We start from the raw sequence: 22,907 nt of genomic DNA, 5'->3' as shown, positions 1-22,907 counted from the left end.
ATGACCCAGTTGTTGGCGGCCAGGGAAGGCCGCGTCACGCCGGAGATGGAGGAGGTGGCCCGGCGGGAGGGAGTGGATCCGGAATTTATCCGGGCCGGGGTGGCCGCCGGTACCATCGTCATCCCGAAGAACAGGTTGCGGAAAGGAATCCGGCCCTGCGCCATCGGTCGGGGCCTGCGGACCAAGGTGAATGCCCTCATCGGCACCTCCAGCGACCGGGACGACCCGGAAATGGAGGCCCGCAAGATCGAGGTGGCCATTTCCGCCGGGGCCGATGCCATTATGGACCTCTCCACCGGGGGGGATATCGACGGCATGCGCCGCGTTAGCCTGGAAAGGGCCACGGTTCCCGTGGGAAGCGTGCCCATCTACCAGGCGGGCATTGAGGCCATCGAGAAGAGGGGCGGCATTGTGGCCATGACTCCGGAGGACATGTTTGAAGCCATAGAAAAGCAGGCCGCCGCGGGCATTGATTTTATGGCCATTCACTGTGCCCTGAATTTTGAAGTGGTCGAGCGCCTGCAGAAAACCGGACGGGTGACGGACATCGTGAGCCGGGGCGGCGCCTTCCTCACCGGCTGGATGCTGCACAACAGGAAGGAAAATCCCCTCTACGAGGAGTTCGACCGGGTGCTGGACATCCTGCGGGAGTACGACGTCACCTTGAGTCTGGGCGATGCCATCCGCCCCGGGTGCATTGCCGATTCCCTGGACGGCGCCCAGATTCAGGGCCTGCTGGTGGCCGGGGAACTGGTGGCCCGGGCCAGGGAAAAGGGGGTGCAGGTGATGGTGGAGGGGCCGGGGCACGTGCCCATACACCATGTGGAAACCACCATGCTCCTGCAGAAGCAGCTCTGCCACCAGGCCCCGTATTTTGTCCTGGGCACCCTGGCCATTGATGTGGCCCCGGGGTACGATCATATCACCGCGGCCATCGGCGGCGCCCTGGCCGGGGCTTCCGGGGCGGACTTCATCTGCTACGTCACCCCGGCGGAGCACCTGGGCCTGCCCACGGAAGAAGATGTGCGGGTTGGGGTGATGGCTGCCCGCATTGCCGCCCATGTCGCCGACATTGCCAAGGGCGTCAAGGGGGCCTGGGAGTGGGATTTAAAAATGGCCCGGACCCGGGCTTCCCTGGACCGGGAGGCCGTGGCCGGCCTGGCCATCGACCCGGCCCTGGTGCGCTGTTACCTTGAGAAAGGAAAAGAGGAACTGTGCAGCGCCTGCGGCGACGAATGCGCTCTGCGGCTGGTGTCGGAGTATTTTCAGCAGTGATCCCACCATCCTTGAGGTGGCAGGTAAATGTTTAAAAGAGATGCGCGATCTTCCTCAAATGGCTGGTATATAATGGACATCTGCCGCGGACACTGGGCGGCCCATGTGCTTTTTGCTGCCGTGGACCTGGGCCTTTTTGACGTCCTGGCCCGGGGCGCCCAGACTCCCGCCCGGGTGGCCGCGGCCCTGGGCACCCACCCGGAAGCCACCGCCCGCCTGCTGGTTGCCCTGGAGGGCCTGGGGTTAGTGGAAAGGGAGGGCGAGTTTTACCGCAACGCTCCCCTGGCCGGCCGCCACCTGGTACGGGGAAGGGATGCCTGCCTGGGCCATGCGGTGCACCACTTTGCCAACCTGGCCGAGGGTTGGTCCCGGCTGGGCGAGGCCGTGCGCACCGGCCGCCCGGTGGGTTTTGAGGCCGTGGAACGGGCGAACTATGAAGAGCGCCTGCGGGACTACATCCTGGCCATGGGGGACCAGGCCCGGCTCAAGGCGGATCAGCTGGCTGCCGCCCTGGATTTAAGCGGTTGTGAACGCATACTGGATTTGGGCGGCGGGCCCGGGGTGTATACCGTTGCTCTGTTGAAGAAAGAGCCCCGGGCACGGGCCACCATCCTGGACCTGGCCCCCACCCTGAAGATCACCCGGGAATTGATAGAAGCGGCGGGGATGATGGAGCGGGTGGAGCTATGTGCCGGGGATTTCACCAGGGACGAACTGGGTGAAGGGGTTTACGACCTGGTGCTGGCCTCCAATGTGGTGCACATTTATGACGCTGCCACCAACCGACAAATCATGGACCGGGTCTTCCGGGCCCTGCGCCCGGGCGGGCAGGTGGTGATCCACGATTACGTCCTGGCTGAAAAGCCCTCCCTGGAAGCCGCCCTCTTTGACCTGAACATGCTGGTGGGCACCCTTACCGGCCGGGTGTACGGCGTTCAGGAAATGGGCAGCTGGCTGGAGGACGCCGGTTTTGAGGATGTGACTTACCACCCCCTGACCGCAGGCAGCGGGTTGTTAAAAGGGAGAAAATGGAATGACAAATAGAAAGGAGGAAGAGTCCTTGACAGGAACTTTTAACAACAGGGGCGGGCCCGTTGCCGGGCCGGTTGAAGCCGTGGCCCTGGATGATCTGGTGGAGCATCTTTGCCGGGTGGCCCGGGAAGCCGGAACAACGGAAACCAGGGTAATAGATGTCAAAACGGTCACCGTGGCCCCCTGGGTGCGCTGGAAATGCCAGTACGGCTGCCCCGGCTACGGCAGGAGCCTTACCTGCCCTCCCTTCAGCCCCCGGCCCGGGGAGACGGAAAAAGTGCTGGACTGTTACCGTACGGGCCTTCTCTTTCTGGCCCCGACATCCTGGCTGGTGCGCTACCTGGCCGCCCACCTGGAGCACCTTGCCTTCCGGGCCGGTTATTACAGGGCTTTCGGGCTGGGGGCGGGGCCGTGCGGCCTGTGTGAGGAGTGCAATACCGGGGGGGCGTGCCGCCGTCCCGGGGAGGCCCGCCCTTCCCTGGAGGCCTGCGGTATAGATGTGTTCCAGACGGCACGTAACAACGGCCTGAATCTAACCCCGGCCCGGGAACCGGGAGAACCCTGTCCCCGGGTGGGGCTGGTGCTTCTGGAATAAAAACCGCCCTGTTAACTGTAAAGACAGCGACGAGACACAGCTGTCACCCGTACCAAAGAACCGTGGGTGAAAATAGCTGCTGAACATTACCTTATAACATTACTTCCCGGAGAGGTGAGCTGCCATGCGGGTTTTGCTCCTTAACCCACCCCTGCTGACCGATCCCTATACCGATGACCTGGTGGTCAACGCCCCCCTGTCGGCCTGCCTGCTCACCGGTTACGCCGGGGCCTGTTTAAAGCAGGCCGGATTGGACGTAGCCGTTATGGATGCAGACCTGGCCGGGCTGGACGTGGAGGCAACCAGGGAGCAGCTGCTGGCCGAAGACTTTGATTTGCTGGGTGTGCACTTAAAATTCCTGTGGGGACGGACGGCGGAAATAATGACCATGCTGCAGGAGATCAAGCGGGAGAAACCCCACATCCACCTCAATCTCTACGGCCACTACCCCACCTTTGCCTGGGAACCGCTGTTGCGGCAGTTGCCCTTTGTGGATTCGGTGGTTCTGGGCGAACCGGAGCTCACCCTCACGGATCTGGCCCGCCGCCTGGCAGGCCTGGACAAAGGGTTCTGGCAAGACACTGTAGGGCTGGCCGTGAACGGTGAAGGGGGCCCGGTGCAAAACTCCCCGCGCTGTGCCATCGCCGACCTGGATGCCCTGCCTTTCCCCCTGCGGCCTTCTCCGGAGCTGGCCGCCCGGCGCAACATGCACAACTACATCCTGGGCAGCCGCGGCTGTTTTGGCCGCTGCACTTTCTGCTACCTCAATTCCTTTTACGGACCCGGAACGGTCTGGCGGGGGCGCAGCCCGGAAAATATCGTGGCTGAAATTGATGAGGTATACAGGGCCACCGGCAACCCTTCCTTTTACTTTGCCGACGCCAACTTTTTCGGCCCCGGGGAAAGGGGGCGGCAGCGCGCCCTGGAACTGGCCCGGCTTTTGAAGCAGCGGGACTTCCCCCTGGTCTTTGGCCTGGAATGCCGGTCCTCCGATGTGGATGAGGAGGTGTTTGCCGGACTGGTGGAGGCCGGGTTGCGGGATGTGTTCCTGGGGGTGGAAAGCGGCGCCCAGAGCGCCCTGGACCGTTTTCAAAAGGGCACCACCGTGGCCCAGAATGAAAGGGCCATTACTATCCTGCGCCGGCTGGGCCTGAACATCTCCCTGGGTTTTATTAATTTCGATCCCGGTACCACGCTGGAAGAAATCCGGGAGAACCTGGACTTTCTGCAGCGCATGGAACTGCTGGACTGCCCCTCCACCACCGCCCACCTGTTTTTTCACCGCCAGGTCGTCCTGCGGGGAACCCCGGCCTACAACCAGCTGCTGGCCCGGGGGCAGTTAAGGCCGGTTGGTTTCACCGCCCACGAGGGGGAGTACACCATCGTAGACCCCCGGGCGGAGGCGGTGGCCCGGGTTATGGGCCGGGTGTGCCGGCTGGTGCTGGAGATAACCGGAGGCGAGGACCTGTACACTGCCAGGGGGCCGAAGGTGAGCTGCTGCGGGAGAGTGGGCGATGAGGGCCGCAGCGGTTTGGGTGAAGGTCTTACTGCCGGTGGCGGCAACCGTTCCATCCCGGCCCATGTCCAGCGGCAGGAAATTTTCCGGCGGTTGAATCTTTTCCTGCAGGACTTCCTTTCCCGCCTTCTGGATGCCGCCGGCAGGGGAGAACTGAACCTGGGTACGGTGGCCGGCTTTGTCGCGGCGGGACATACGGAAATAGAGGAGATCATGAGGAACTCTTAGCAAAGCTGCCGGAAGGCAGCTTTTTCTCCGGTTGCCGCCGGTGGCGGCACCGGCAGGGTCATATGTTCTATGGACTAATTGACGGAAGAGAGTTAAATTAATTATATAATAAATTTACGGGAAGGTTTTTCATCTCAGAAAGAAGGCATGCTTTTTGGGTACATACCCGGAACCTGAAACAAATATAGCCATTCAAAGGACGCCCCATATCCTGTTCATCAGCCTGGTTAATTTTTTGCTCAACTTTGCCGTGCAGGGCTCCCTTATCTTCATCCCCCTGCTGGGAGCCCAGCTGGGGGCGAGGGACTGGCAAATCGGCGTGGTGGGGGCATCTTACGGGGCGGCCTTTCTCTTTTCTTCCCTGATTTGCGGCTGGAAGTCCGACTCTTTGGGAAGGCTTTTATTTGTGCGCCTGGGGTTAGCCGCCAGCGGTATGGCCTTTGCCGCCCAGTTGTTGGTTCAAAATCTTTTCGTTCTGATCGTGGTGCGTTCGGCCGTGGGCCTGTCCCTGGGAATAGCCACCGCGGCCTTGATTGCTTACGCCTTTGAGTCCGGCGCCGATATGGGCAAATATAGCTCTTACGGCTCCCTGGGCTGGATCTTCGGCGCTCTGGGGGCGGCGCTGTTGAAGGAATTCCACCTGCTCTTTATCACCAGTTTTATTTGCTGCCTGGCCGCATTTATCCTTTCCTTTACCTTCCACGAAGCAGCTGTTAAAAGGAGGAGGATTCAGCCCAAACTCTGGCTGGTGGTGCGCCGGAATTTCCAGATCTACTTGGCCGTATTCTTGCGCCACCTGGGGGCTACGGCTGTCTGGATCATCCTGCCTCTGTACTTCTCTTCCCTGGGCATAAACAGGTTTTGGATAGGCCTTCTTTGGGGAACTAATTTTACCGTGCAGTTTATAGTCATGCGCTTTTTAGAACGGTTTAACGAAAATAAAGTATTTGCCTTTGGTCAATTACTCTCCATCGGAGTCTTTACGGCCTATGCCTTTGTCACTGCGCGGCCGGCCCTGTTTGCGGTGCAGGCCCTCCTGGGGGTGGCCTGGTCCTGCCTTTATGTGGGCGCCCTGCTTATTGTCCTGCGGAGCGGGGAAGAAAGGGGTACCGCCAGCGGCATTTTCCAGTCTACTTTAAACCTCTGCGGCGCCGTGGGCCCCTTCCTGGGCGGGTTGATTGCCGAGCTGTGGGGATACCGGGGGGTGATGCTTTTCGCCGCCGGGCTGGGGGTGGCCGGCCTTCTGGTGGCCGTGCCCGCGGCCCGGGAAGTACCCGGGCATTCGGCGTGATTGCCCCGCCCGTGATTATCCAGTAATATGGAGGTGTGTGTGAATAATGTCACGAGCTCCCTTTCGCACTCCTTCATGCCGGGGCTTTTGCGCAGGCCTATTGGTGAATGAACACAGGTTTTAAGGGAAGCTGCCTGCAGTTGTCCGTTGAGATGGAGTACAGGCCTGCTCGCGAGAATGTGCCACCCTGAATTACGATGGTGGAATCTATAATAAGGAGGTTTTCTTATGCATTTCCCCGTGTCCGGAGTAGATGTCTTCCCCCTCGTCCCTCCACTGGTGTCCTTTCTGGTTTCTTCCGTTACGGCGTCGGCCGGCGTGTCCGGAGCCTTTTTGCTCCTGCCTTTTATGGTGAGCGTGCTGGGGTTTACCACTCCAGCCGTCAGTCCCACCAACCTGATCTACAACATTGTGGCCATCCCCGGGGGGCTGGCCCGTTACATAAGGGAGGGGCGCATGGCCTGGCCCCTGACCTGGGTGGTGGTTATCGCTACACTGCCGGGAGTTTTCGTGGGCGCCTGGATCCGCATCCGGTACCTGCCCGACCCGAAGGCCTTTAAACTCTTTGTGGGCCTGGTTTTGCTCTACCTGGGCGTGCGGTTGTTATACGAAACCACCGGCCGTTACCTGAAGAGCAAAGAAAAGACCCAGAACCTGGAAAAGAAGTTCCGCGAGCGGGTGCAGCAGATCAAAGGCGAATCGGCAGGACGCATTGCTGCGGGCCTGCCCCCGGAGGCGGTGGTCAAAACCCGCTCGGTATCCCTGCGCAAAATTGAATATGATTTCTGGGGGGAAACCTTTTCCTTCAGCACTCCGGTTGTTTTTACCCTGGCCCTGGTGGTCGGTTTGATCGGCGGTATCTACGGCATCGGTGGGGGGGCCATCATTGCTCCCTTTGTGGTCTCCGTTCTCGGCCTGCCCGTTTATACCGTAGCGGGGGCCGCACTGGCCGGCACTTTTCTCACCTCCATTGCCGGAGTTATCATTTACCACCTCCTGTCCCTTACCACAGTTGGAGCACAGGCCGGCGTGTCACCCGACTGGCTTTTGGGGGCGCTCTTTGGCGTGGGCGGCTTTCTGGGCACCTATTTTGGGGCTTACCTCCAAAAATACCTGCCCGACCGGTTGATCCGGGGAATCCTGGGTTCTCTGGTCACCTTCCTGGCAGTGAGTTACATACTGCAGTATTTCATTTAGAAAATGTCGCCCATTTTTCATTGAAAAGTAGAAGCCGTCATGTTAACATGAGCTCAGAAATGGATGGGCCTGGCCCGTTTTTAAGTACTCTTCGGCTGCAATCTTAAAGGGGGATAGTGGTGGTGGGCAGTGAGAATTTGATCCTGCGCATCGAGGGAATCCGTTCTGAGGATGATAGAATGGAAGTGAAAAGAGTACTGGAAAACATCAACGGTGTCAGCTGGGTTTGCGTGGATGGTACAGCCGGCACCGCGGTGGTGATATTTGATCCCGATGAAACTCTACAGGATGAACTGATCAACGCGGTGATGGAAGCGGGGTATACAGTGAAGCGGTTTTTTAACAGTTAAAACGTGAAGCCTGCCCGTGAAAAGTGTAACCATGCCAGCCAGGTTTCGGGCTGGCTTTTTTACTGCTGCTTCCGGGCATGGGCGGGGCGGGGGAGTTGACCAGGGCCGGGAGAGCAGGAAGCCATTTCCGGGGACTTGTAGGGTGTTGGGTTTTAGATTCCCGAATAAAATCACGGAATCTAAAACCCAACAACTCATTACCATATAACCGTTATCGTTATTGAACTATGGTTAGTGGGTTTCTTTAACTAACACTGATCCAGTTTTCGCCTGGTGCGGTTCCGCAGCCAGCTGAGTAAAATGGCGCCCATCATGAGAAAACCCAGGTAACCCATGGCGGGGTAGACTGTACCAACCAGTTTGATAAAACCAAAGAAACTGGAAACCAGAGCCAGTATACCGCTGGCCAGCACTACCGGATAAAACGCCGGTGTTCCCGGTTGTACGAGACGGGCGGCAAAAGCGTACAGCATGCCAACGGCAGTGTTGTAAATCATGCCCAGTATGATCACCGACATGGCTACGGCTAGCCAGGGCGTAATTTTGTTGGCCAGGAAGATGGTGGGCATGGGAATTCCCTCCACCCGGTTGAGAATAGTCATCATGGACAACCCGATCAGGAGAATGAGTGTCCCCAGGCCCAGTCCCCCCAGGATGCCGCCAATGCGGTTTAGCCGGTGATCCTTCATGGCACCGCCTATGGTAATCAGCATTGGTGCCGTCGCAGCCAGGTTATACGAGACATAGAGGATGGCACCGATAATCCAGTTCGGTGCGGCAGCATTGGCCGGCCGGGCGTACTGACCCACTGTATGCAAGTTCATACCCTCAGTAACCAGGGAATAGACGGTGATAATGATTATTATCAACATTAGAAAAGGAGTAACCAGGCTAATGATAGCAATAATACGGTCTATACGCATAAGCAAGGTGAGCAAAACAATGGCTAACATTCCCAGGCTACCGTAAATAGTGGGCAGGCCGAATTGCTGGTTAAATAATGCCCCTGCTCCAGCCAGCATGACTGCAGCAACTCCAAAGAGAAAGAAGGTAACCGTCCAGTCAACCACTGCACCTACCCACGGGCCGCAAATGCGGTAAATGCTGTCCTTGTGAGAAGTGGCCTGCATCTCCTGCCCCAGTTCCAGCAGTTGTACACCGTAAAAGCAGAAAAGAAAGGTGGCAATTAAACCGCCCAGAATTCCCCACCAGCCAAACCAGGTAAAAAATTGTAAGATCTCCTGACCCGAGACAAAGCCTGCTCCTACTACAATACCTATATATGCTCCGGCAATAGATAGCGCTTTTTTCATTAAGGTGCCTCCTCTTGCATTTTTCCAGTACTCTATGGGCGAAAAGTCTCGCTGTACATGGTGAATTCATCAATACGTTCCCGCACCGGCTCATAACCCAGACCCGGTCGCTCCGGTACCCGGATCAGGCCGTTTTCTACAGTAACCTCCGGTTCTATCAAATCCTTCTCCCAGTAGCGGCTGGAAGCGGCTGTATCTCCCGGCAGGGTGAATCCGGGCAGGGTCGTAATGGCTACGTTATGGGCACGGCCGATACCGGATTCAAGCATGCCGCCACACCAAACGGGTAGACCCTTCTGCAGGCAGAAATCATGTATTTTGCGGGCCTCGGCCAGGCCGCCCACCCGCCCGATTTTAATGTTAATAATGCGGCAGCTGCCCAATGCCACGGCCTTGCGGGCATCTTCCAGGGAATGGATGCTTTCATCCAGGCAAATAGGTGTGCGCAGTTTTTTCTGCAAAGCAGCGTGGTCGATAATGTCGTCGTGGGCCAGGGGCTGCTCAATCATCATCAGGTTAAACTGATCCAGTTCGGCCAGATGGTCGATGTCATCAAGGGTATAGGCAGAGTTAGCGTCGACCATCAGGCTGATATCCGGGAAGCGGTTGCGCACGGCGGCAACTACATCCAGGTCCCAGCCCGGCTTGATTTTAATCTTGATCCGCCGGTATCCTTCGGTCACGTACCTCTCAATGAGCGATAACAATTTAGATACAGAATCCTGAACACCAATACTAATGCCCACTTGTATTTCCGTGCGTTCTCCACCTAAAACCCGGTACAAGGGGAGGTTCTGCTGCTTGGCGTAAAGATCCCATAATGCACCTTCCAGTGCCGATTTAGCCATATTATTGCGGCGGATGTGGCTGAAAATAGATGACACTTCCTGTGGATGGCTAACAGGTTTTTGCCACAGGAGGGGGATAAGGAATTCTTTCATGATTAACCAGTTGGTTCCCACAGTTTCTTCATTGTAGAAAGGTTCTTTCATGGCCACAGATTCGCCCCAACCGCTACGGCCATCCTTGTCCCGCACTTCGACCAGAATGAAGTGCTTGTCCCATTGGGTACCGAAACTTGTAGTAAAGGGTGATTTCATGCGCATGGACATGGCTCGTAAGGTGATGGAATGTAGCTGCATAGTTCATTCTCCTTTCTGCCAGGGTGCCTGGGGTAATGATAAAAGGCGGCGCTGCACAAGCAGGTATTCGTGCACCGGTTCTCCCCGGTGACAGCGGAAACCGGCTACTGCCCAGCCAGCGGCAAAACTGCGGGTAAACACCTGCCGGGTGGCTTGCCGCCATGCTTTAGCCAGTTCCATGTCTTTTTGTTTAATGTCCTGGAAATGGGCCGGTACGGCCACGCTCAGGATCTGCGCATCCGGAATGTTATCAACCACCTGTACGGGTTGGGGCAGCCCGCCGGCTGTTAACTGCCAGCGAAGGAGGTCTTGTTCGTCTCCTTGTGGTAAAGGTGGCCTGTCCTGATCTATCCACCATTCCACCTGAAAGCGGTCGGATGGCAACCCCTGATTCAACTGGTCAGGCATATCTCCATAACAATTTTCGATATAAGTGGAGCATATTACTCCCAGCTTGCCTACGTTAAGATAACCGTTAGCCGTTTCCAGTGGATCGTAAGTCCAGGTTATCAGCCGGTAACCGTGGGCCAGGGCCGCTTCTGCCTGCGCCCTCTTCAACCGTTCACCTATACCCAGGTGACGCCAGCCGCTTTTAATGCCCATCATGTGAGAGCAAAGATAAACCTGACCATTTAAAAAGCCGGGGAAGCTGTAAAGCATACCCACCATTTCCTCTCCATGAAAGGCTCCGATCAAGATGCCGCCGTTTTTGGCTACCGTCAGTGTTTGATGGATGGGAACGGGTGATTCCATTTTCCAGACCGATTGTTCTACTTCCTGCATACTTCGCATTTCCGGTATGGTTTTTAAATGCCGGAGCACGATGTCTTCCTGCATAGAGGTTCCTCCTTTTACGTCCTTAAATCATATCGCATAAACCATCAGGTTTCAGTGCAGGCGTACCAGACTGCCCGGGCGAGGATTTCCGCGCCGTCCAGCAGGTAAGCCCGTTCGAATTGCATCCCGGGGTGATGCAGCCCGGGATAAAGGTCACATCCCAGCCCGAGCATGGTGGCCTTAATATGCGGGCGTAAACGAGTATAAAAGTGAAAGTCTTCGGCCCCCGGCGTAAGGATGGGCGGGGCCAGATTTTCCGGGCCGACGGTGTCGGTAATGGCCCGGGCCATGATGTCCCGGGCTTCTTTGCTCACTTCTGCGGCCGGCATATCTATTCCCCGGGTAAGCGTAATTACCGCACCATAGGCTGCAGCCACATTAGAAGCCACGCTTTCCACTTTTTGCACCAGCTCTTTCAGCTGCTGGTTGGTTTGTGCCCGTAAATCCAGGGTAAATATAGCCCGATCGGGGATGATGTTCCCGGCTTCCGTACCTGCGTTGATACGGGTCATTTTTATCGAAGCCGGCTGCAGCGGGTCCCAGCGCAGGGCGTGCAGCATTTGTACCAGCGCCGCGGCCACTTCGATTACGTTAACTCCCAGGTGGGGGCGGGCACCATGTGCACTTACCCCTTGAATCTCACCGTTAATAAGATAGGCCGCTCCATTCAGGATAGCCGGCGAAGCCTGTCCACCCGGTAATTCCTGTCCTGGCCTGAGATGCACTCCGAATAGAAAGGACACATCATCTACGGCCCCTTTCTCTACCAGGCGCAGGGCACCTTCGCCCTTTTCTTCAGCCGGCTGGAAAATTATTTTCACCCTGGTCCCGGCAGGTAACGGCAGTTCCATCAGGGCTGCAGCGGCAGTGAGCACCATGGCCATGTGGGCGTCGTGGCCACAGGAGTGGATCATCCGTTGCCCCGTGTCTGTCTGGTGGCAGAGTGCATCCATATCCGCCCGTAAAGCTACGGTAAAAGATCCATTTCCCCGTACGCCGAGCACGCCGGTACAATCGTGGTAAGTAATTGTTTCGTAACCCAGTCTTTCCAAATTATCTTTCAAAAAACTGGTGGTCATTATTTCCTGCCAGCCAGGCTCGGGCATGTTGTGCAGGCAGTTAAAAACATCCATTAAGTAAGGGCTCCATTTTTCCCGGTGAAAATTAAACTCCCGAAAGGAGGCCATAATTTTTACCTCCAACACTTTTGTAGTGTATGCTTCATTTGTATTAAAGAAAAGGAGCTTCTGATTCATTATAGTGTCAGGCGGCTGTAAAGGCAATAGGGATTACCCATCAAAGCAATCGGGACTGTGTCCATACGTGGAAGAAGGATACAAATGGGCCGTGGACCTGGACATCGAGAAATACTTTGACCGGGTAAAATGCCTTGTCTTTTTCAATAAAGAAGAATATAATAATAAACGAATATTAAGGGAACCCGGAGGTACGGGCGTGAAGGAGGTGGTTGACTATTTGTGCAGTATCGGCCTGCCAGCCGGCCGTTTAAGAAAGGTGCCGCGAAAAGTTTTTCCGGTTCTGTACAAAGGGAATTATAAAGAGCCAGGAACAACAGAAATAAAAAAACAGGAGGGCAATAATATGGCAGAGTCAGTGACACGTAGACTTTCATTCTTTGACCGTTATTTAACCGTCTGGATTTTCCTGGCCATGGCTGCTGGAGTGCTGGGTGGCTACATATACCCGCAAATCGCCAACTTTTGGGGCAGGTTTCAGGTGGGTACGACCAATATACCCATTGCCATTGGCCTCATCCTGATGATGTATCCACCCCTGGCTAAAGTACGCTACGAAGAGCTTCCCGCTGTCTTCAGCAATAAAAAGATATTAACCCTGTCCCTGATCATGAACTGGATTGTCGGCCCGGTAGTTATGTTCTCCCTGGCCATATTACTGTTGCGCGATAAGCCCGATCTGATGGCCGGTGTTATCCTGGTAGGGCTGGCCCGTTGTATAGCCATGGTTCTGGTCTGGAACGACCTGGCCGAGGGCAGTCCCGAATACGCCGCCGGGCTGGTGGCCTTCAACGCCATTTTCCAGGTGCTTACCTATTCTATTTACGCTTATATATTCCTTACGGTAATTCCTGCCTGGCTGGGCCTTTCCAGCGTTTTAGTAAATGTTTCCATGGCTGAAATAGCCAAAAGTGTTTTTATTTACCTGGGGATTCCTTTTATTGCGGCCATTATTACCCGTACCGCCATGGTCGGATCGAAGGGGCGGGACTGGTACGAGCAGAATTTTATTCCCCGGATCAGGATGATTACTCCGGTTGCCCTTTTGTTTACCATTCTGGTGATGTTCTCCTTGAAGGGTGAAGTAATAGTAACCCTGCCCATTGATGTAATCCGGGTGGTTATCCCCCTGACCATATATTTTGTGTTTATGTGGCTGGTCACCTTTTACCTGGGCAGGTTGATTGGAGCGGATTATCCAACAACCACCACCCTTGCCTTTACCGCTGCCAGCAACGACTTCGAGCTGGCCATCGCCGTGGCCGTGGCGGTCTTCGGCATCAACTCCGGCCAGGCCTTTGCCACCGTCATCGGCCCCCTGGTGGAGGTTCCCGTGCTGATTGGCCTGGTCAACGTGGCCCTGGCCTTCAGGCGCAAGTATTTCGCGCACGAATTGCGCTAAAGCCAGCCAGTTTTTCAAATGTGACCGGCTTTTGGCAGGTTCCGTTCCGCGGGATAGCTATTCTGGCATAATCAATGCCGGCAATATACCTATAAATCATGGAGGTGCAGATTGTTATGGAAATCAAGATTTTCGGGCCCGGCTGCCCAAAATGCAAGGCGCTGCATAAGGCGGTGACTGAAGTGGTCAGCGAAATGGGCTTGAGCGCCGACGTTAAGAAGGTGGAAAAGTTGGATGAGATCGTGCAGGCAGGGGTCATGCTAACCCCGGGCCTGATGGTTAACGGCAAGCTCAAGGTGTTCGGCAAGGTGCCCGGAAAAGAAGACATCAAGCGTTACATCGAGGAAGAGAAACAATAGGGGGGATTTGGGGGATGGCCGATACCTGTACGTGTACGGCGGCACCGGTGCTCATATTTCCATGTTCCGGCGGTTCCAATGTCGGTCAAATAGCCAACCAGGCAGCCGTAGAGCTCACTAAGGAGGGGGTGGGAAAACTCTTTTGCCTGGCCGGGGTGGGCGGTCATGTGGATAGCTTCATTGAATCTTCAAAGGGAAACCGGCTGGTGGTCATTGACGGTTGCCCGACGGCCTGCGCCAAAAAAATTTTTGAGCATGTAAATCTGCCGGTTACCGATTATATAGTCGTTACCGGGCTGGATATCAAGAAGACCCATAATTTCGACCTCGAAAGAAATGACATCGAGAAAGTTTGTGCGGAAGTGAAGAGACGCCTGCAGTGTAATCTGTAAATCACAGACACGAAAAAGCGCGGGAGAAGCACTCCCCGCTTTTTTTCTGCCTGGATATTGAGTTATCCCCACTTTCCAACCCACCCTGTTTTGGTTCTCGAACGCTGCATAAAGCGATTGACAATATTATAATAATCTAATATACTTAACTTAGGCGGGTTCACAGTTTCAATTAGTCCGGGATGAAAAGCATGTAATGAGCTATGTAACTTTGTTGTAATTTGAAAAGATGAAAGGGGTGCTGGCAATGAAAGAACGCGACAAATTCCTTTTAATGGTTGCTATTTTCCTGGCGGCTTTTTACATTCCGCTGCACAACCCGCGGGTGCAGTCGGCCATCCTGGAAGCTTTTTTCATGCTCCAGGACTACGCCCAGAAGCACGTTTTGACCTGCCTGGTGCCGGCCTTTTTTATCGCCGGGGCCATTGCGGTGTTTGTTTCCCAGGCTTCGGTCTTAAAATACTTCGGGGCAGGGGCAAATAAAATTTTATCCTACGGTGTTGCCTCGGTGTCGGGTACCGTACTGGCGGTATGTTCCTGCACGGTGTTGCCGCTTTTTGCGGGGATCTACACCCGCGGTGCCGGCATCGGCCCGGCCACGGCATTTCTCTATTCCGGCCCGGCCATTAATGTTCTGGCTATTATTCTTACTGCCCGTGTGCTGGGCTTCGATCTGGGAGTGGCCCGGGCGGTGGGTGCGGTTGTCTTTTCCATTATCATCGGCCTGCTCATGCACCTGATCTTTATCAAGGAGGAAAAGGCCAGGGAAGAGGCCGCCCTTACTTTGCCGCCTCCTCCGGAAGACAGGAGGTCCTTGTGGCAGTACGGCGTTTACTTCCTGACCATGGTACTGATCCTGATCTTTGCGGCCTGGGGCAAGCCGGCCCAGCCGGTGGGTTTCTTCAGTGCCGTCTACCAGGTGCACTGGTACCTCACCGTTTTCTTCCTGGTCGTGCTGGCGGTAATATTGAAGCTCTGGTTTACTAAAGACGAGCTGGCTGGCTGGGTGGAATCCACCTGGGGCTTTGCCAAGCAGATCTTCCCGCTCCTGCTGGGCGGCGTGCTGGTGGCCGGCTTTCTCATGGGCAGGCCCGGGGCCGATACGGGGATCATCCCGGCCAAATATATTTCGGCTCTGGTGGGGGGGAACTCCCTCGGTGCCAACTTCCTTGCTTCCATAGTCGGGTCCCTGATGTACTTTGCTACCTTAACGGAAGTTCCCATCCTGCAGGGATTGCTCGGCAGCGGGATGGGCAAGGGCCCGGCGCTGGCGCTGCTTCTGGCCGGGCCGGCCTTAAGCCTGCCGAACATGATTGTGATCAGGCAGATAATGGGAACCAAAAAGGCCGCCGTCTATATTTCACTGGTTGTGATTATGTCCACCATTGCTGGGATGATTTACGGGGCCATCTGGGGGTAGGAACCCAGCCGGGGCTGCTGGCCCTAAACGGACAGTGCAGCATCTAACTTGAGATTCTGGTATAGCTGGAGGGAAATCGCGTGCGAGTGGCACAATTTATTAATAAACACATGATCCAGCTTTTGATGGCGGTAATTGCCCTGGGGCTGCTGCTGGGCTACCTGCTGCCCGATACCGGCAAGCGGCTGCAGGTATTCTACCCGGTAGCGCTGTTCATTATGCTGTACCCCATGATGGTGGGAATTAAAATCGGCGAAGTGGTTGGAGCGGCCAGGCGGGTGGGGTTCATGACGGTGGTGATGGTCTTTAATTACCTCATATCCCCCCTGCTAGCGGCGCTCCTGGCCAGGATGTTTTTATCCGGTTACCCGGACTTTGCAGTAGGGCTTATCCTTACCGGAGTGGTTCCCTGTGCGGGTATGATCGTGGCGTGGACGGCAATGGCCAAAGGAAATGCACCTATGACGCTGGTGATCACGGTAACCAGTTTGCTGGCCGGCATTGTGTTAATACCGCTGTGGATGAGTGCCCTGGCCGGCAAATACGTTCCCGTAGATGCCTGGAAAATGCTGCAAACGATTTTTTATACTATTGTTGTTCCCCTGGTCCTGGGTAACCTGACCAGGGTGTGGCTGGTGAAAAAATGGGGACAGAAGAAATTTGCCGATTATAAGCCCGTTTTCCCTGCCGTCTCGGCCCTGGGCATGTACCTGGTATTCTTTATCTCCATGATGTCCGAATCCGTAACTCTGGTACGCAATCCGCAATACCTGGGTGTAATCGCCCTGCCGCTGGTGATATTTTATACGCTTTTATTCGGCATTTCCATCCTGTACGCCCGGTTGACCCGTACCGGTTACCCGGATATGGTGGCCCTGGCCTACGGGGTCAGCGGTAAAAACATTTCCATCGCCCTGGCCCTGGCCGTGGTGTTTTTCTCGCCATTGACGGTTATGATCATCGCCGTCAAGCCGCTCATCCAGGTGCTCTTCATGGCGGGATTTTTCAGGCTGTCCCCTTACCTGCAGAAGTACTGGGTCAAAGTGGTACCCGAGCCGGGGGCGGTCATGAAGTAGCAGCCTACTTAGACAGGATAACCTGCGTCTTGAAGCAGCCGGGTGAGCTTTTCCCGCGCTGCGTCCTGCGCGGGTTCTTGAAGCGGGGTGCAATCGGCCAGGGTGAATTCCTGTTTGATCAGCCCCGCTGCAAATGCCATGCAGTTTTTTTCTCCGCAATTCCCGCAGTTGGTGCGGGGCAGCAGCTTGTATACGTCAAGTACCTTCAATTCAGTGCCGCGGCGAAAACTGGGGACAATTTCCCTGCGCCTTGCCCATGTGTCTTCCAGCAGCTTCCGGATGAACTCCACCATGCGGTGGGCTTGCTCTTCATCCTCCAGACCGTTTATGGTAAAGTGGGAGGGGTGGAGAGTGAAGACTTTCCCCCCCTGGGCAAAACGCAAGAATGGTGCTTCCGGGTGGTAAAAGCAGTTGCCCAGTTCCGCGTTGAGATACGGAAATATTTCCCGGATATCTACATCCAGTTCCACAATTGCATTTACCCGCAGCCGGGAGGGGTGGCACTGGGGCCGCACCAATTTTAAGCTGTATTTTTTAAACATACCTCCTCAACCTCCTCGTATCATAGTATTAGAACCACCGGACAACCCCAGATTCCAGTTTAGGAATAATATGGGTTGACCGGATTGTTGGGAACCGGTTCCCATATTACGGGTACCGAGGCCAACAAAATCAATGCCTGATTCCACAGCGAGTACAGTACTGGTACCGGTAAATTGCGCGATTACTGTATCGTGGAATGGGTATTGATAGCAGTTGGCCAACAGTACCTCGAATATGGTGGTGATGCCCAAGAGAGCACTCGTCCTTACCGCCAGAAAACTGGTCCGGCTGGTTTTTGCTTTGCTGCGCTCAAACCAGCTTTATACGCCCAGGAAAAGGGGTGATTGATCGCCTCCTTTAAGTGTGACCACTGCAGATAATGCCCAGATATTGTCAGCTTCTGGGCCTGGTTTGTTGTTGCCTTTTTACGACTTAACCCCAAAAATTTTTTCCAATTTCCCTTCAAAAAGTACTTGACTTTTTACCGCTGCGCTTTTTTAAATAGGCTTCAGAATTGAGTGAACATTTAATGGGTCTAAATGCCCGGGTCCTTTTTACCTGAATGGAGCCCGGGCATTTTCTTTCTGCTATATCGGCTAACCATAACGTTTCTTGTACTCGGCAACCAGGGCGGCCGCGTATTTTTTCTCCGCGGAGGGCGGCACGTAATTTCTTGCCTTAAAACGGGACAACAATTCAGCCGCCAGTTCTTCCTCATCTGTCACCAAAAGCTGGGAAACCTCTTCCAGGATCTCATCCAGACCGAGTACGCCTACCTCGCCGTCGTCCACCAGTAGCTTTTGCGGCCTGGGAGCCCCGGGGTCGCAACACCCTCTGCCCATGGAAAACCCTCCCCAAGGTATATAGCAATAAAATAAGCTAATGTTATTCATAACTATATAGTAATAGACTAATAAGACATTGTCAATATATCCTCAAAACTCATTTTCAAGGGTGCTTGCTTCAAACTATGTTTACCTTCAAGTATTGTTGGTAGCGTACTGTCTGTGGTATTATATATCAGTAAATTCATATATTATTGTTTTGGGGTAAATGCGAAAATTAATTAACCGCGCATGAAAGGGTTCGGTTCAGGCTGGTTGCATATCTGACACGAAGCGTGTGCCAGGCGGTGGATTTCGGACTTTCTGTGGGGCAGTGCGTTGCTGCCAGCTGTTTTGCTGGCAAGCAAATTGCGAAAAGTATAGACGTTATTGTGCAAACACGGTCTGGGGTATGCGCCAAAATGCAACAATTGTTCTGTTTTGATACATAAAACCATATAAAATTAGGACAGGAGGTTTGTTATATGTCCCCCCAGAGACCCATTTCCGTCAATAACTTTAAAATGGGAAAGCCCATTGTTATTACCCGGGATGGGAATACAACGTTGCCTTTTGATTTCACCCGGTATGCGGGGGAATCGGGTTGGGTGGATGCCCTCTGTGTCAGAACGGAAGATGGTTTTTTAATCCTTCCCCGGGTTCCGAATGTTAAAAAATTATATGTTGAGCCAACTACAGTGTGTAATTTCGCCTGCACCACCTGCATCAGAAATTCCTGGGAAGACCCCCTTGCCCATATGGAGTGGCCCGTATTTGAGCGCATTCTGGACAGCCTCCCCCGTCTACCCGGACTGGAGTGCGTGCATTTCGGCGGCTTCGGCGAGCCCTTCAGCCACCCCCGCCTGCTGGACATGCTGGAGCTGGTCAAGTCGCGGGGGTACAGGGTCGAGGTGATAACCAATGGTTCATTATTAAATGCAGATGTAATCAATAAGTTGATCGATATCAAACTGGACATGCTCTTCGTCTCGCTGGACGGGCCGGATGAGGAAGAATACTGCCGGATCAGGCAGGGGGCTGACTTTCACGGTGTTATGGGGAGTATCCGTTTGCTACAAGAGATAAAAGGACAAAGGGGTGTGGGGTTTCCGGAACTTGGTATAGAGTTTGTGGCTACAAAAGACAACTATCATAAATTACCCCGGTTGGGTGAGCTTGTTTTAAAACTAAAGGCGCGCCGGATGATTGTTACCAATGTATTGCCCTACCACGAGGCAATGAAGGAACAAATTCTTTACGATATGGAAGATACGGAGATCCCTTTTGACTACCAGTCGTTATTGCTGATGGTCCAGGCCCAGCTTCCTTACATGAAGTTGCGTACCGACCGGTATTGCAAATTTGTTGAGGACAGGGCCATGGTGATCAACCACAGGGGATTTGTTTCTCCTTGTTATGCTTTGATGCATTCGTACCGCTGCTTTATCTACGGCCGGGCTAAGGAAATTCGTCCTTTCTACCTGGGTGATGTAAAGGAAAAATACCTGGATGAAATCTGGACCGACCCGGCTTACATCAACTTCAGGGTAGCTGTAAAAAACTTCAGGTTCCCATCCTGCACGGACTGCAAGTTTCTGGAGGGTTGTACCATGGCCGACGACAATGAGATGGATTGCTGGGGCAACAGCCCGTCCTGTGCCGAATGCCTGTGGTCCAGGCAAATAGTTGCCTGTCCTTGAAATACGGCGCTCTTTCTTATTTTGAAAAGCACCCCCTGGGTGGGTACATGACTACCGCTACGCCGGTGAGGCAAATGGGCGCCCCGGTCAAATCACAGACCGGGCGTTTTTTGTTTATGCCCCATTCCCATAGAGTGTGAATAAAACAATAAGGATGCCATATCAGCACAATTATAAGCAAACTTTTTTACATAAAATTGATGTATTTAAAAATTAAATGCGTGTGATAAAGGAATTTTTGAGACAATCGAAAATAAAAGAATGTAATATTTCCGGGAGGTGGTAATGTTTGAACGGCAAAAGGGTGCTGGTTGTTGCTGCCGGTGGCACCCTGGGTCTACTGGCGGTAGTGCTGGTGGCCATGGGCAACCCGGCCAACATGGGCTACTGTGTGGCCTGTTTCCTGCGCGACATCACCGGTGGATTGGGTTTACACCGGGCTGCCCCGGTACAGTACATAAGGCCTGAAATTATTGGCCTGGTACTGGGGGCCTTCCTTGCATCCCAGGTAACAAGGGAGTTCCGGCCCATTGGTGGCTCCAGTTCTTTTACCCGCTTTGTGCTGGGTTTTCTGGCCATGATCGGCATGCTGGTTTTCCTGGGCTGTCCCGTACGTGCCGTCCTGAGGCTGGCCGGCGGTGACCTCAACGCCGGGGTGGGGTTGCTGGGTCTGGTAGCAGGGGTAGCCATCGGAGTCCAGTTTCTTAAGTCCGGTTTCAGTCTGGGGCGGGCTGTTCCCCAGCAAAAGGGTAACGGCTATATATTTACTTTATTTATGTTCCTTTTGCTCATTCTCTTGCTTGCGCGCCCATCCTTTATATTTTTCAGCGAGAAGGGCCCCGGTTCCATGCATGCTCCCGTATGGGTCGCCCTGGGAGCGGGCCTGGTGATTGGTGTGCTGGCCCAGCGTTCCCGGCTGTGCATGGTCGGCGGAATCAGGGACTTCATTATGTTCCGGGATGCCCACCTCTTGTACGGTTTTGTGGCCATATTTGTGGTCGCCCTGGTAGGAAACCTGGCGGTGGGTACTTTTAAAATTGGATTTGCGGGACAGCCGGTCGCTCATACCGACGGGCTCTGGAACTTTCTAGGGATGGCCCTCGCCGGCTGGGCGGCAGTGCTTCTGGGCGGGTGCCCGCTGCGCCAGCTGGTTGCTGCCGCCGAAGGAAATACCGACAGCGCCTTGACCATAATGGGGATCATATTTGGAGCTGCAGTTTCGCATAACTTCGGCCTGGCTGGCAGCCCCACCGGAGTGCCGGTAGGCGGCCAGATAGCCGTTATTTTGGGGTTAATAGCGGTGTTTATTATAGGTTATGTAAACCGTCCGGCGGCAGTAAAGCGAGGTGTGAGCATTGGTAAAGGAAGTTGACGCCAGGGGCTTGTTGTGTCCCGAGCCGGTTTTACTGACCAAACAGGCTCTGGATGCTCTCGGGAGCGGTACCGTAAAGGTGCTGGTCAGCAGCGCCGCGGCCAAGGAGAATGTGTCCCGGCTGGCTGAAAGCAGGGGCTGGCAGGTTGAGGTCCAGGAACAGGGTGAAGATATATTACTGGTCTTAACAAAAAGGTAATTCAGTGGTAAATTCAAGGATTATTTAAGCTCCGCTTCCTGTTTTATGGAAACGGGGCTTTTTAATGTTAGTGGAAACTTAAAAGACTTTGGTTTAAAGGTAATGGCCAGGAAATTTTGAAAAGGTGTTTACAAAACACACCGGTGGTGGTATTATTTCTATAGAGGCATTATGCATATAAGGGGGTGATTCATATGTGTTGCGGTACCGGTCATGGCGGCAGGATGCATGCTCATGGCCATCAACACGGCTCTGGTTCCGGCCACGGCAGGGGTTGCTGCTGCCACGGGAGCGGCTTTCACCGGCGCGTCCTGACCAGGCAGGAGGAACTGGCGCAGCTGGAGGCCTATCTCAAGGACCTGCAGGAAGAAATTAAGACGGTCGAGGAAAGGATTAAAAGGCTGAAAGGTTAGAAGATTATTAGAAGAAGGGGCCTGGTGCCCCTTAAGTACATATTGATCGCGGACACTTTGCCCGCTTGATCAAGGCCAGATGGCATGGGAGTGGTTCTGTGTTATTCAACGTCACCCTCTTTGTTTTTGCGGCAGCAGCTTTATGTATTTCTTTCCGGCGGGACCGGCAGAAGACAAAAAAGGCCCTGGCCATTGCCTGGAACTCCTTTCGCAACCTGATCCCCAGCATGCTGGGGATCATCGGGCTGATTGGCCTTATGCTGGCGCTGGTGCCCCGGGAGGTTATTGCGGGGCTCTTTGGAAATAACAGTCCTGCGGGCATTCTCCTCATTTCCCTGGCCGGCGCCGTTACCCTGATGCCCGCCTTTATCGCCTTTCCCCTGGCGGCTTCCCTTTTGCAGTCCGGGGCCAGCGTGATGGCGGTGGCCTGCTTTATTACGACACTGTTGATGGTGGGGATTATTACGGCCCCCATGGAAGTTAACTTTTTTGGTAAGAAATTTACCTTCTGGCGCAATGCCATCGGGTTTGTGCTGGCCCTGGTGATCGGGGGCGTAATGGGGGTGGTTCTGCAGTGAAAGCCCAGCTCAGGAGATATGCCCTGTTTGCTTTAGTGGTGGTTGCCGATCTGCTTCTTTATTTGCAACATCCGGCCAGGGGAGAGCAAGCAATTAGAAGTGCCCTGGATTATCTGGTGGAAATGCTTTTGTTCATACCGCCGATTTTCGTCCTGGTAGGCCTGCTGGACGTATGGGTTCCCCGTCAGATTGTGGAGAAGAACGTAGGACCGGACTCTGGTGTGCGCGGTGTGATTATCTCCATTCTGGTGGCCACTGCGGCGGCCGGTCCCCTTTATGCCGGTTTTCCGGTGGCTGACGCGCTGCTCAGAAAGGGCTGTCGCCTGGCGAATGCGGTAATTTTCCTGGGCACGTGGGCGACCATTAAAATTCCCATGTTAATGATGGAAGTCAAGTTTGTCGGGTTACCCTTTGCGCTCTTGCGCCTGGCTTTAACCCTGCCGGCCATAATTGCTACGGGGTACCTCATGGAGATGATTTTAAAGGTCGGGGAAACGGGAAGGTTTGCGCAGGGTGCCGGCGAAAATAAATGTTCAGTTAAACCGTTATGACGAGGACAGCGCCGCATCCAACCGGGTTCGCTGAATATTTGCCCGC

The 22,907-nt window shown here is 54.5% G+C and carries 24 protein-coding genes; 18 read left to right on the top strand and 6 right to left on the bottom strand.

Annotated elements, in window-relative coordinates:
- The 7 genes from bzaB to D7024_RS12940 all read left to right on the top strand — a co-directional run bounded on the left by bzaB (window position 1) and on the right by D7024_RS12940 (window position 7,484).
- Window positions 1-1,275 (top strand): B12 lower ligand biosynthesis ThiC-like protein BzaB, encoded by a 1,275-nt coding sequence (bzaB, locus tag D7024_RS12970; protein WP_121452169.1) that lies wholly within the window; start codon window positions 1-3, stop codon window positions 1,273-1,275.
- Window positions 1,276-1,302: 27 nt separating this feature from the next.
- A complete protein-coding gene (locus D7024_RS12965) occupies window positions 1,303-2,319 on the top strand; it encodes a methyltransferase (RefSeq protein ID WP_121452168.1) in 1,017 nt (338 codons plus the stop codon).
- Window positions 2,320-2,335: 16 nt separating this feature from the next.
- Window positions 2,336-2,902, top strand: coding sequence for a DUF2284 domain-containing protein (locus D7024_RS12960; RefSeq protein ID WP_165859369.1), 567 nt, complete (start codon window positions 2,336-2,338; stop codon window positions 2,900-2,902).
- A 124-nt stretch (window positions 2,903-3,026) separates the two neighbouring features.
- Complete coding sequence (locus tag D7024_RS15445; RefSeq protein ID WP_121452166.1) at window positions 3,027-4,646, top strand: B12-binding domain-containing radical SAM protein; 1,620 nt, start codon at window positions 3,027-3,029, stop codon at window positions 4,644-4,646.
- Between the two features lie 154 nt (window positions 4,647-4,800).
- A complete protein-coding gene (locus D7024_RS12950) occupies window positions 4,801-5,937 on the top strand; it encodes an MFS transporter (protein WP_121452165.1) in 1,137 nt (378 codons plus the stop codon).
- A gap of 228 nt (window positions 5,938-6,165) precedes the next feature.
- The gene (locus tag D7024_RS12945) at window positions 6,166-7,134 is read left to right on the top strand and encodes a sulfite exporter TauE/SafE family protein (protein ID WP_121452164.1); all 969 of its coding nucleotides are present in this window, start codon (window positions 6,166-6,168) and stop codon (window positions 7,132-7,134) included.
- A gap of 122 nt (window positions 7,135-7,256) precedes the next feature.
- On the top strand, window positions 7,257-7,484 hold the full coding sequence (locus D7024_RS12940) for a heavy-metal-associated domain-containing protein (protein WP_125185655.1): 228 nt from the start codon (window positions 7,257-7,259) through the stop codon (window positions 7,482-7,484).
- Between the two features lie 248 nt (window positions 7,485-7,732).
- Here D7024_RS12940 and D7024_RS12935 read toward each other — a convergent pair whose 3' ends face one another.
- The 4 genes from D7024_RS12935 to D7024_RS12920 are packed head-to-tail and all read right to left on the bottom strand — an operon-like array spanning window position 7,733 to window position 11,963.
- Window positions 7,733-8,797 carry a YkvI family membrane protein gene (locus D7024_RS12935; protein WP_121452162.1) on the bottom strand — a complete coding sequence of 355 codons (1,065 nt, stop codon included), beginning with the start codon at window positions 8,795-8,797 and terminating at the stop codon, window positions 7,733-7,735.
- A gap of 32 nt (window positions 8,798-8,829) precedes the next feature.
- Window positions 8,830-9,939, bottom strand: a complete 1,110-nt coding sequence (menC, locus tag D7024_RS12930) for an o-succinylbenzoate synthase (RefSeq protein WP_121452161.1) — start codon at window positions 9,937-9,939, stop codon at window positions 8,830-8,832.
- 3 nt (window positions 9,940-9,942) lie between these two features.
- The gene (locus D7024_RS12925) at window positions 9,943-10,776 is read right to left on the bottom strand and encodes a GNAT family N-acetyltransferase (RefSeq protein ID WP_121452160.1); all 834 of its coding nucleotides are present in this window, start codon (window positions 10,774-10,776) and stop codon (window positions 9,943-9,945) included.
- Between the two features lie 44 nt (window positions 10,777-10,820).
- Entirely contained in the window at window positions 10,821-11,963 is a 1,143-nt protein-coding gene (locus D7024_RS12920) for a M20 peptidase aminoacylase family protein (RefSeq protein WP_121452159.1), read from the bottom strand.
- A gap of 415 nt (window positions 11,964-12,378) precedes the next feature.
- Between D7024_RS12920 and arsB the strand changes: the two genes are divergently transcribed.
- The 5 genes from arsB (at window position 12,379) to D7024_RS12895 (ending at window position 16,681) form a co-directional block, all read left to right on the top strand.
- Window positions 12,379-13,434 (top strand): ACR3 family arsenite efflux transporter, encoded by a 1,056-nt coding sequence (gene arsB, locus D7024_RS12915; RefSeq protein WP_121452585.1) that lies wholly within the window; start codon window positions 12,379-12,381, stop codon window positions 13,432-13,434.
- Between the two features lie 116 nt (window positions 13,435-13,550).
- On the top strand, window positions 13,551-13,793 hold the full coding sequence (locus D7024_RS12910) for a thioredoxin family protein (RefSeq protein WP_121452158.1): 243 nt from the start codon (window positions 13,551-13,553) through the stop codon (window positions 13,791-13,793).
- 14 nt (window positions 13,794-13,807) lie between these two features.
- Window positions 13,808-14,185, top strand: a complete 378-nt coding sequence (locus D7024_RS12905; RefSeq protein WP_121452157.1) for a putative zinc-binding protein — start codon at window positions 13,808-13,810, stop codon at window positions 14,183-14,185.
- Between the two features lie 247 nt (window positions 14,186-14,432).
- Window positions 14,433-15,605 (top strand): permease, encoded by a 1,173-nt coding sequence (locus tag D7024_RS12900; RefSeq protein ID WP_121452156.1) that lies wholly within the window; start codon window positions 14,433-14,435, stop codon window positions 15,603-15,605.
- A gap of 80 nt (window positions 15,606-15,685) precedes the next feature.
- Complete coding sequence (locus D7024_RS12895) at window positions 15,686-16,681, top strand: arsenic resistance protein (protein ID WP_072869910.1); 996 nt, start codon at window positions 15,686-15,688, stop codon at window positions 16,679-16,681.
- Window positions 16,682-16,689: 8 nt separating this feature from the next.
- Here the strand turns inward: D7024_RS12895 and D7024_RS12890 are convergent, their stop codons facing one another.
- A complete protein-coding gene (locus tag D7024_RS12890; protein ID WP_072869908.1) occupies window positions 16,690-17,223 on the bottom strand; it encodes a (Fe-S)-binding protein in 534 nt (177 codons plus the stop codon).
- Window positions 17,224-17,820: 597 nt separating this feature from the next.
- Window positions 17,821-18,066 (bottom strand): hypothetical protein, encoded by a 246-nt coding sequence (locus D7024_RS12885; RefSeq protein WP_121452155.1) that lies wholly within the window; start codon window positions 18,064-18,066, stop codon window positions 17,821-17,823.
- Between the two features lie 467 nt (window positions 18,067-18,533).
- On the opposite strand from D7024_RS12885, the gene D7024_RS12880 reads away from it, so the two are divergent.
- The 6 genes from D7024_RS12880 to D7024_RS12850 all read left to right on the top strand — a co-directional run bounded on the left by D7024_RS12880 (window position 18,534) and on the right by D7024_RS12850 (window position 22,861).
- On the top strand, window positions 18,534-19,748 hold the full coding sequence (locus D7024_RS12880) for a tungsten cofactor oxidoreductase radical SAM maturase (protein WP_121452154.1): 1,215 nt from the start codon (window positions 18,534-18,536) through the stop codon (window positions 19,746-19,748).
- Window positions 19,749-20,037: 289 nt separating this feature from the next.
- Entirely contained in the window at window positions 20,038-21,120 is a 1,083-nt protein-coding gene (gene yedE, locus D7024_RS12870) for a YedE family putative selenium transporter (protein ID WP_121452152.1), read from the top strand.
- On the top strand, window positions 21,104-21,319 hold the full coding sequence (locus D7024_RS12865) for a sulfurtransferase TusA family protein (protein WP_121452151.1): 216 nt from the start codon (window positions 21,104-21,106) through the stop codon (window positions 21,317-21,319). Before yedE ends, D7024_RS12865 begins: the two co-directional genes overlap by 17 nt.
- A 194-nt stretch (window positions 21,320-21,513) precedes the next feature.
- The gene (locus D7024_RS12860) at window positions 21,514-21,732 is read left to right on the top strand and encodes a DUF5320 family protein (protein WP_121452150.1); all 219 of its coding nucleotides are present in this window, start codon (window positions 21,514-21,516) and stop codon (window positions 21,730-21,732) included.
- 98 nt (window positions 21,733-21,830) lie between these two features.
- Window positions 21,831-22,310 (top strand): permease, encoded by a 480-nt coding sequence (locus D7024_RS12855; RefSeq protein WP_121452149.1) that lies wholly within the window; start codon window positions 21,831-21,833, stop codon window positions 22,308-22,310.
- A complete protein-coding gene (locus tag D7024_RS12850; RefSeq protein ID WP_121452148.1) occupies window positions 22,307-22,861 on the top strand; it encodes a permease in 555 nt (184 codons plus the stop codon). The genes D7024_RS12855 and D7024_RS12850 overlap by 4 nt, the downstream gene beginning before the upstream one ends.
- The last annotated feature ends 46 nt before the right edge of the window (window positions 22,862-22,907 follow it).

It is taken from the genome of Desulfofundulus salinus, from assembly GCF_003627965.1.
GTDB classification, from domain to species: Bacteria; Bacillota; Desulfotomaculia; order Desulfotomaculales; family Desulfovirgulaceae; genus Desulfofundulus; species Desulfofundulus salinus.
Note: the sequence above shows the minus strand (reverse complement) of the source record. Positions and strands in the feature narration are given on the sequence as shown.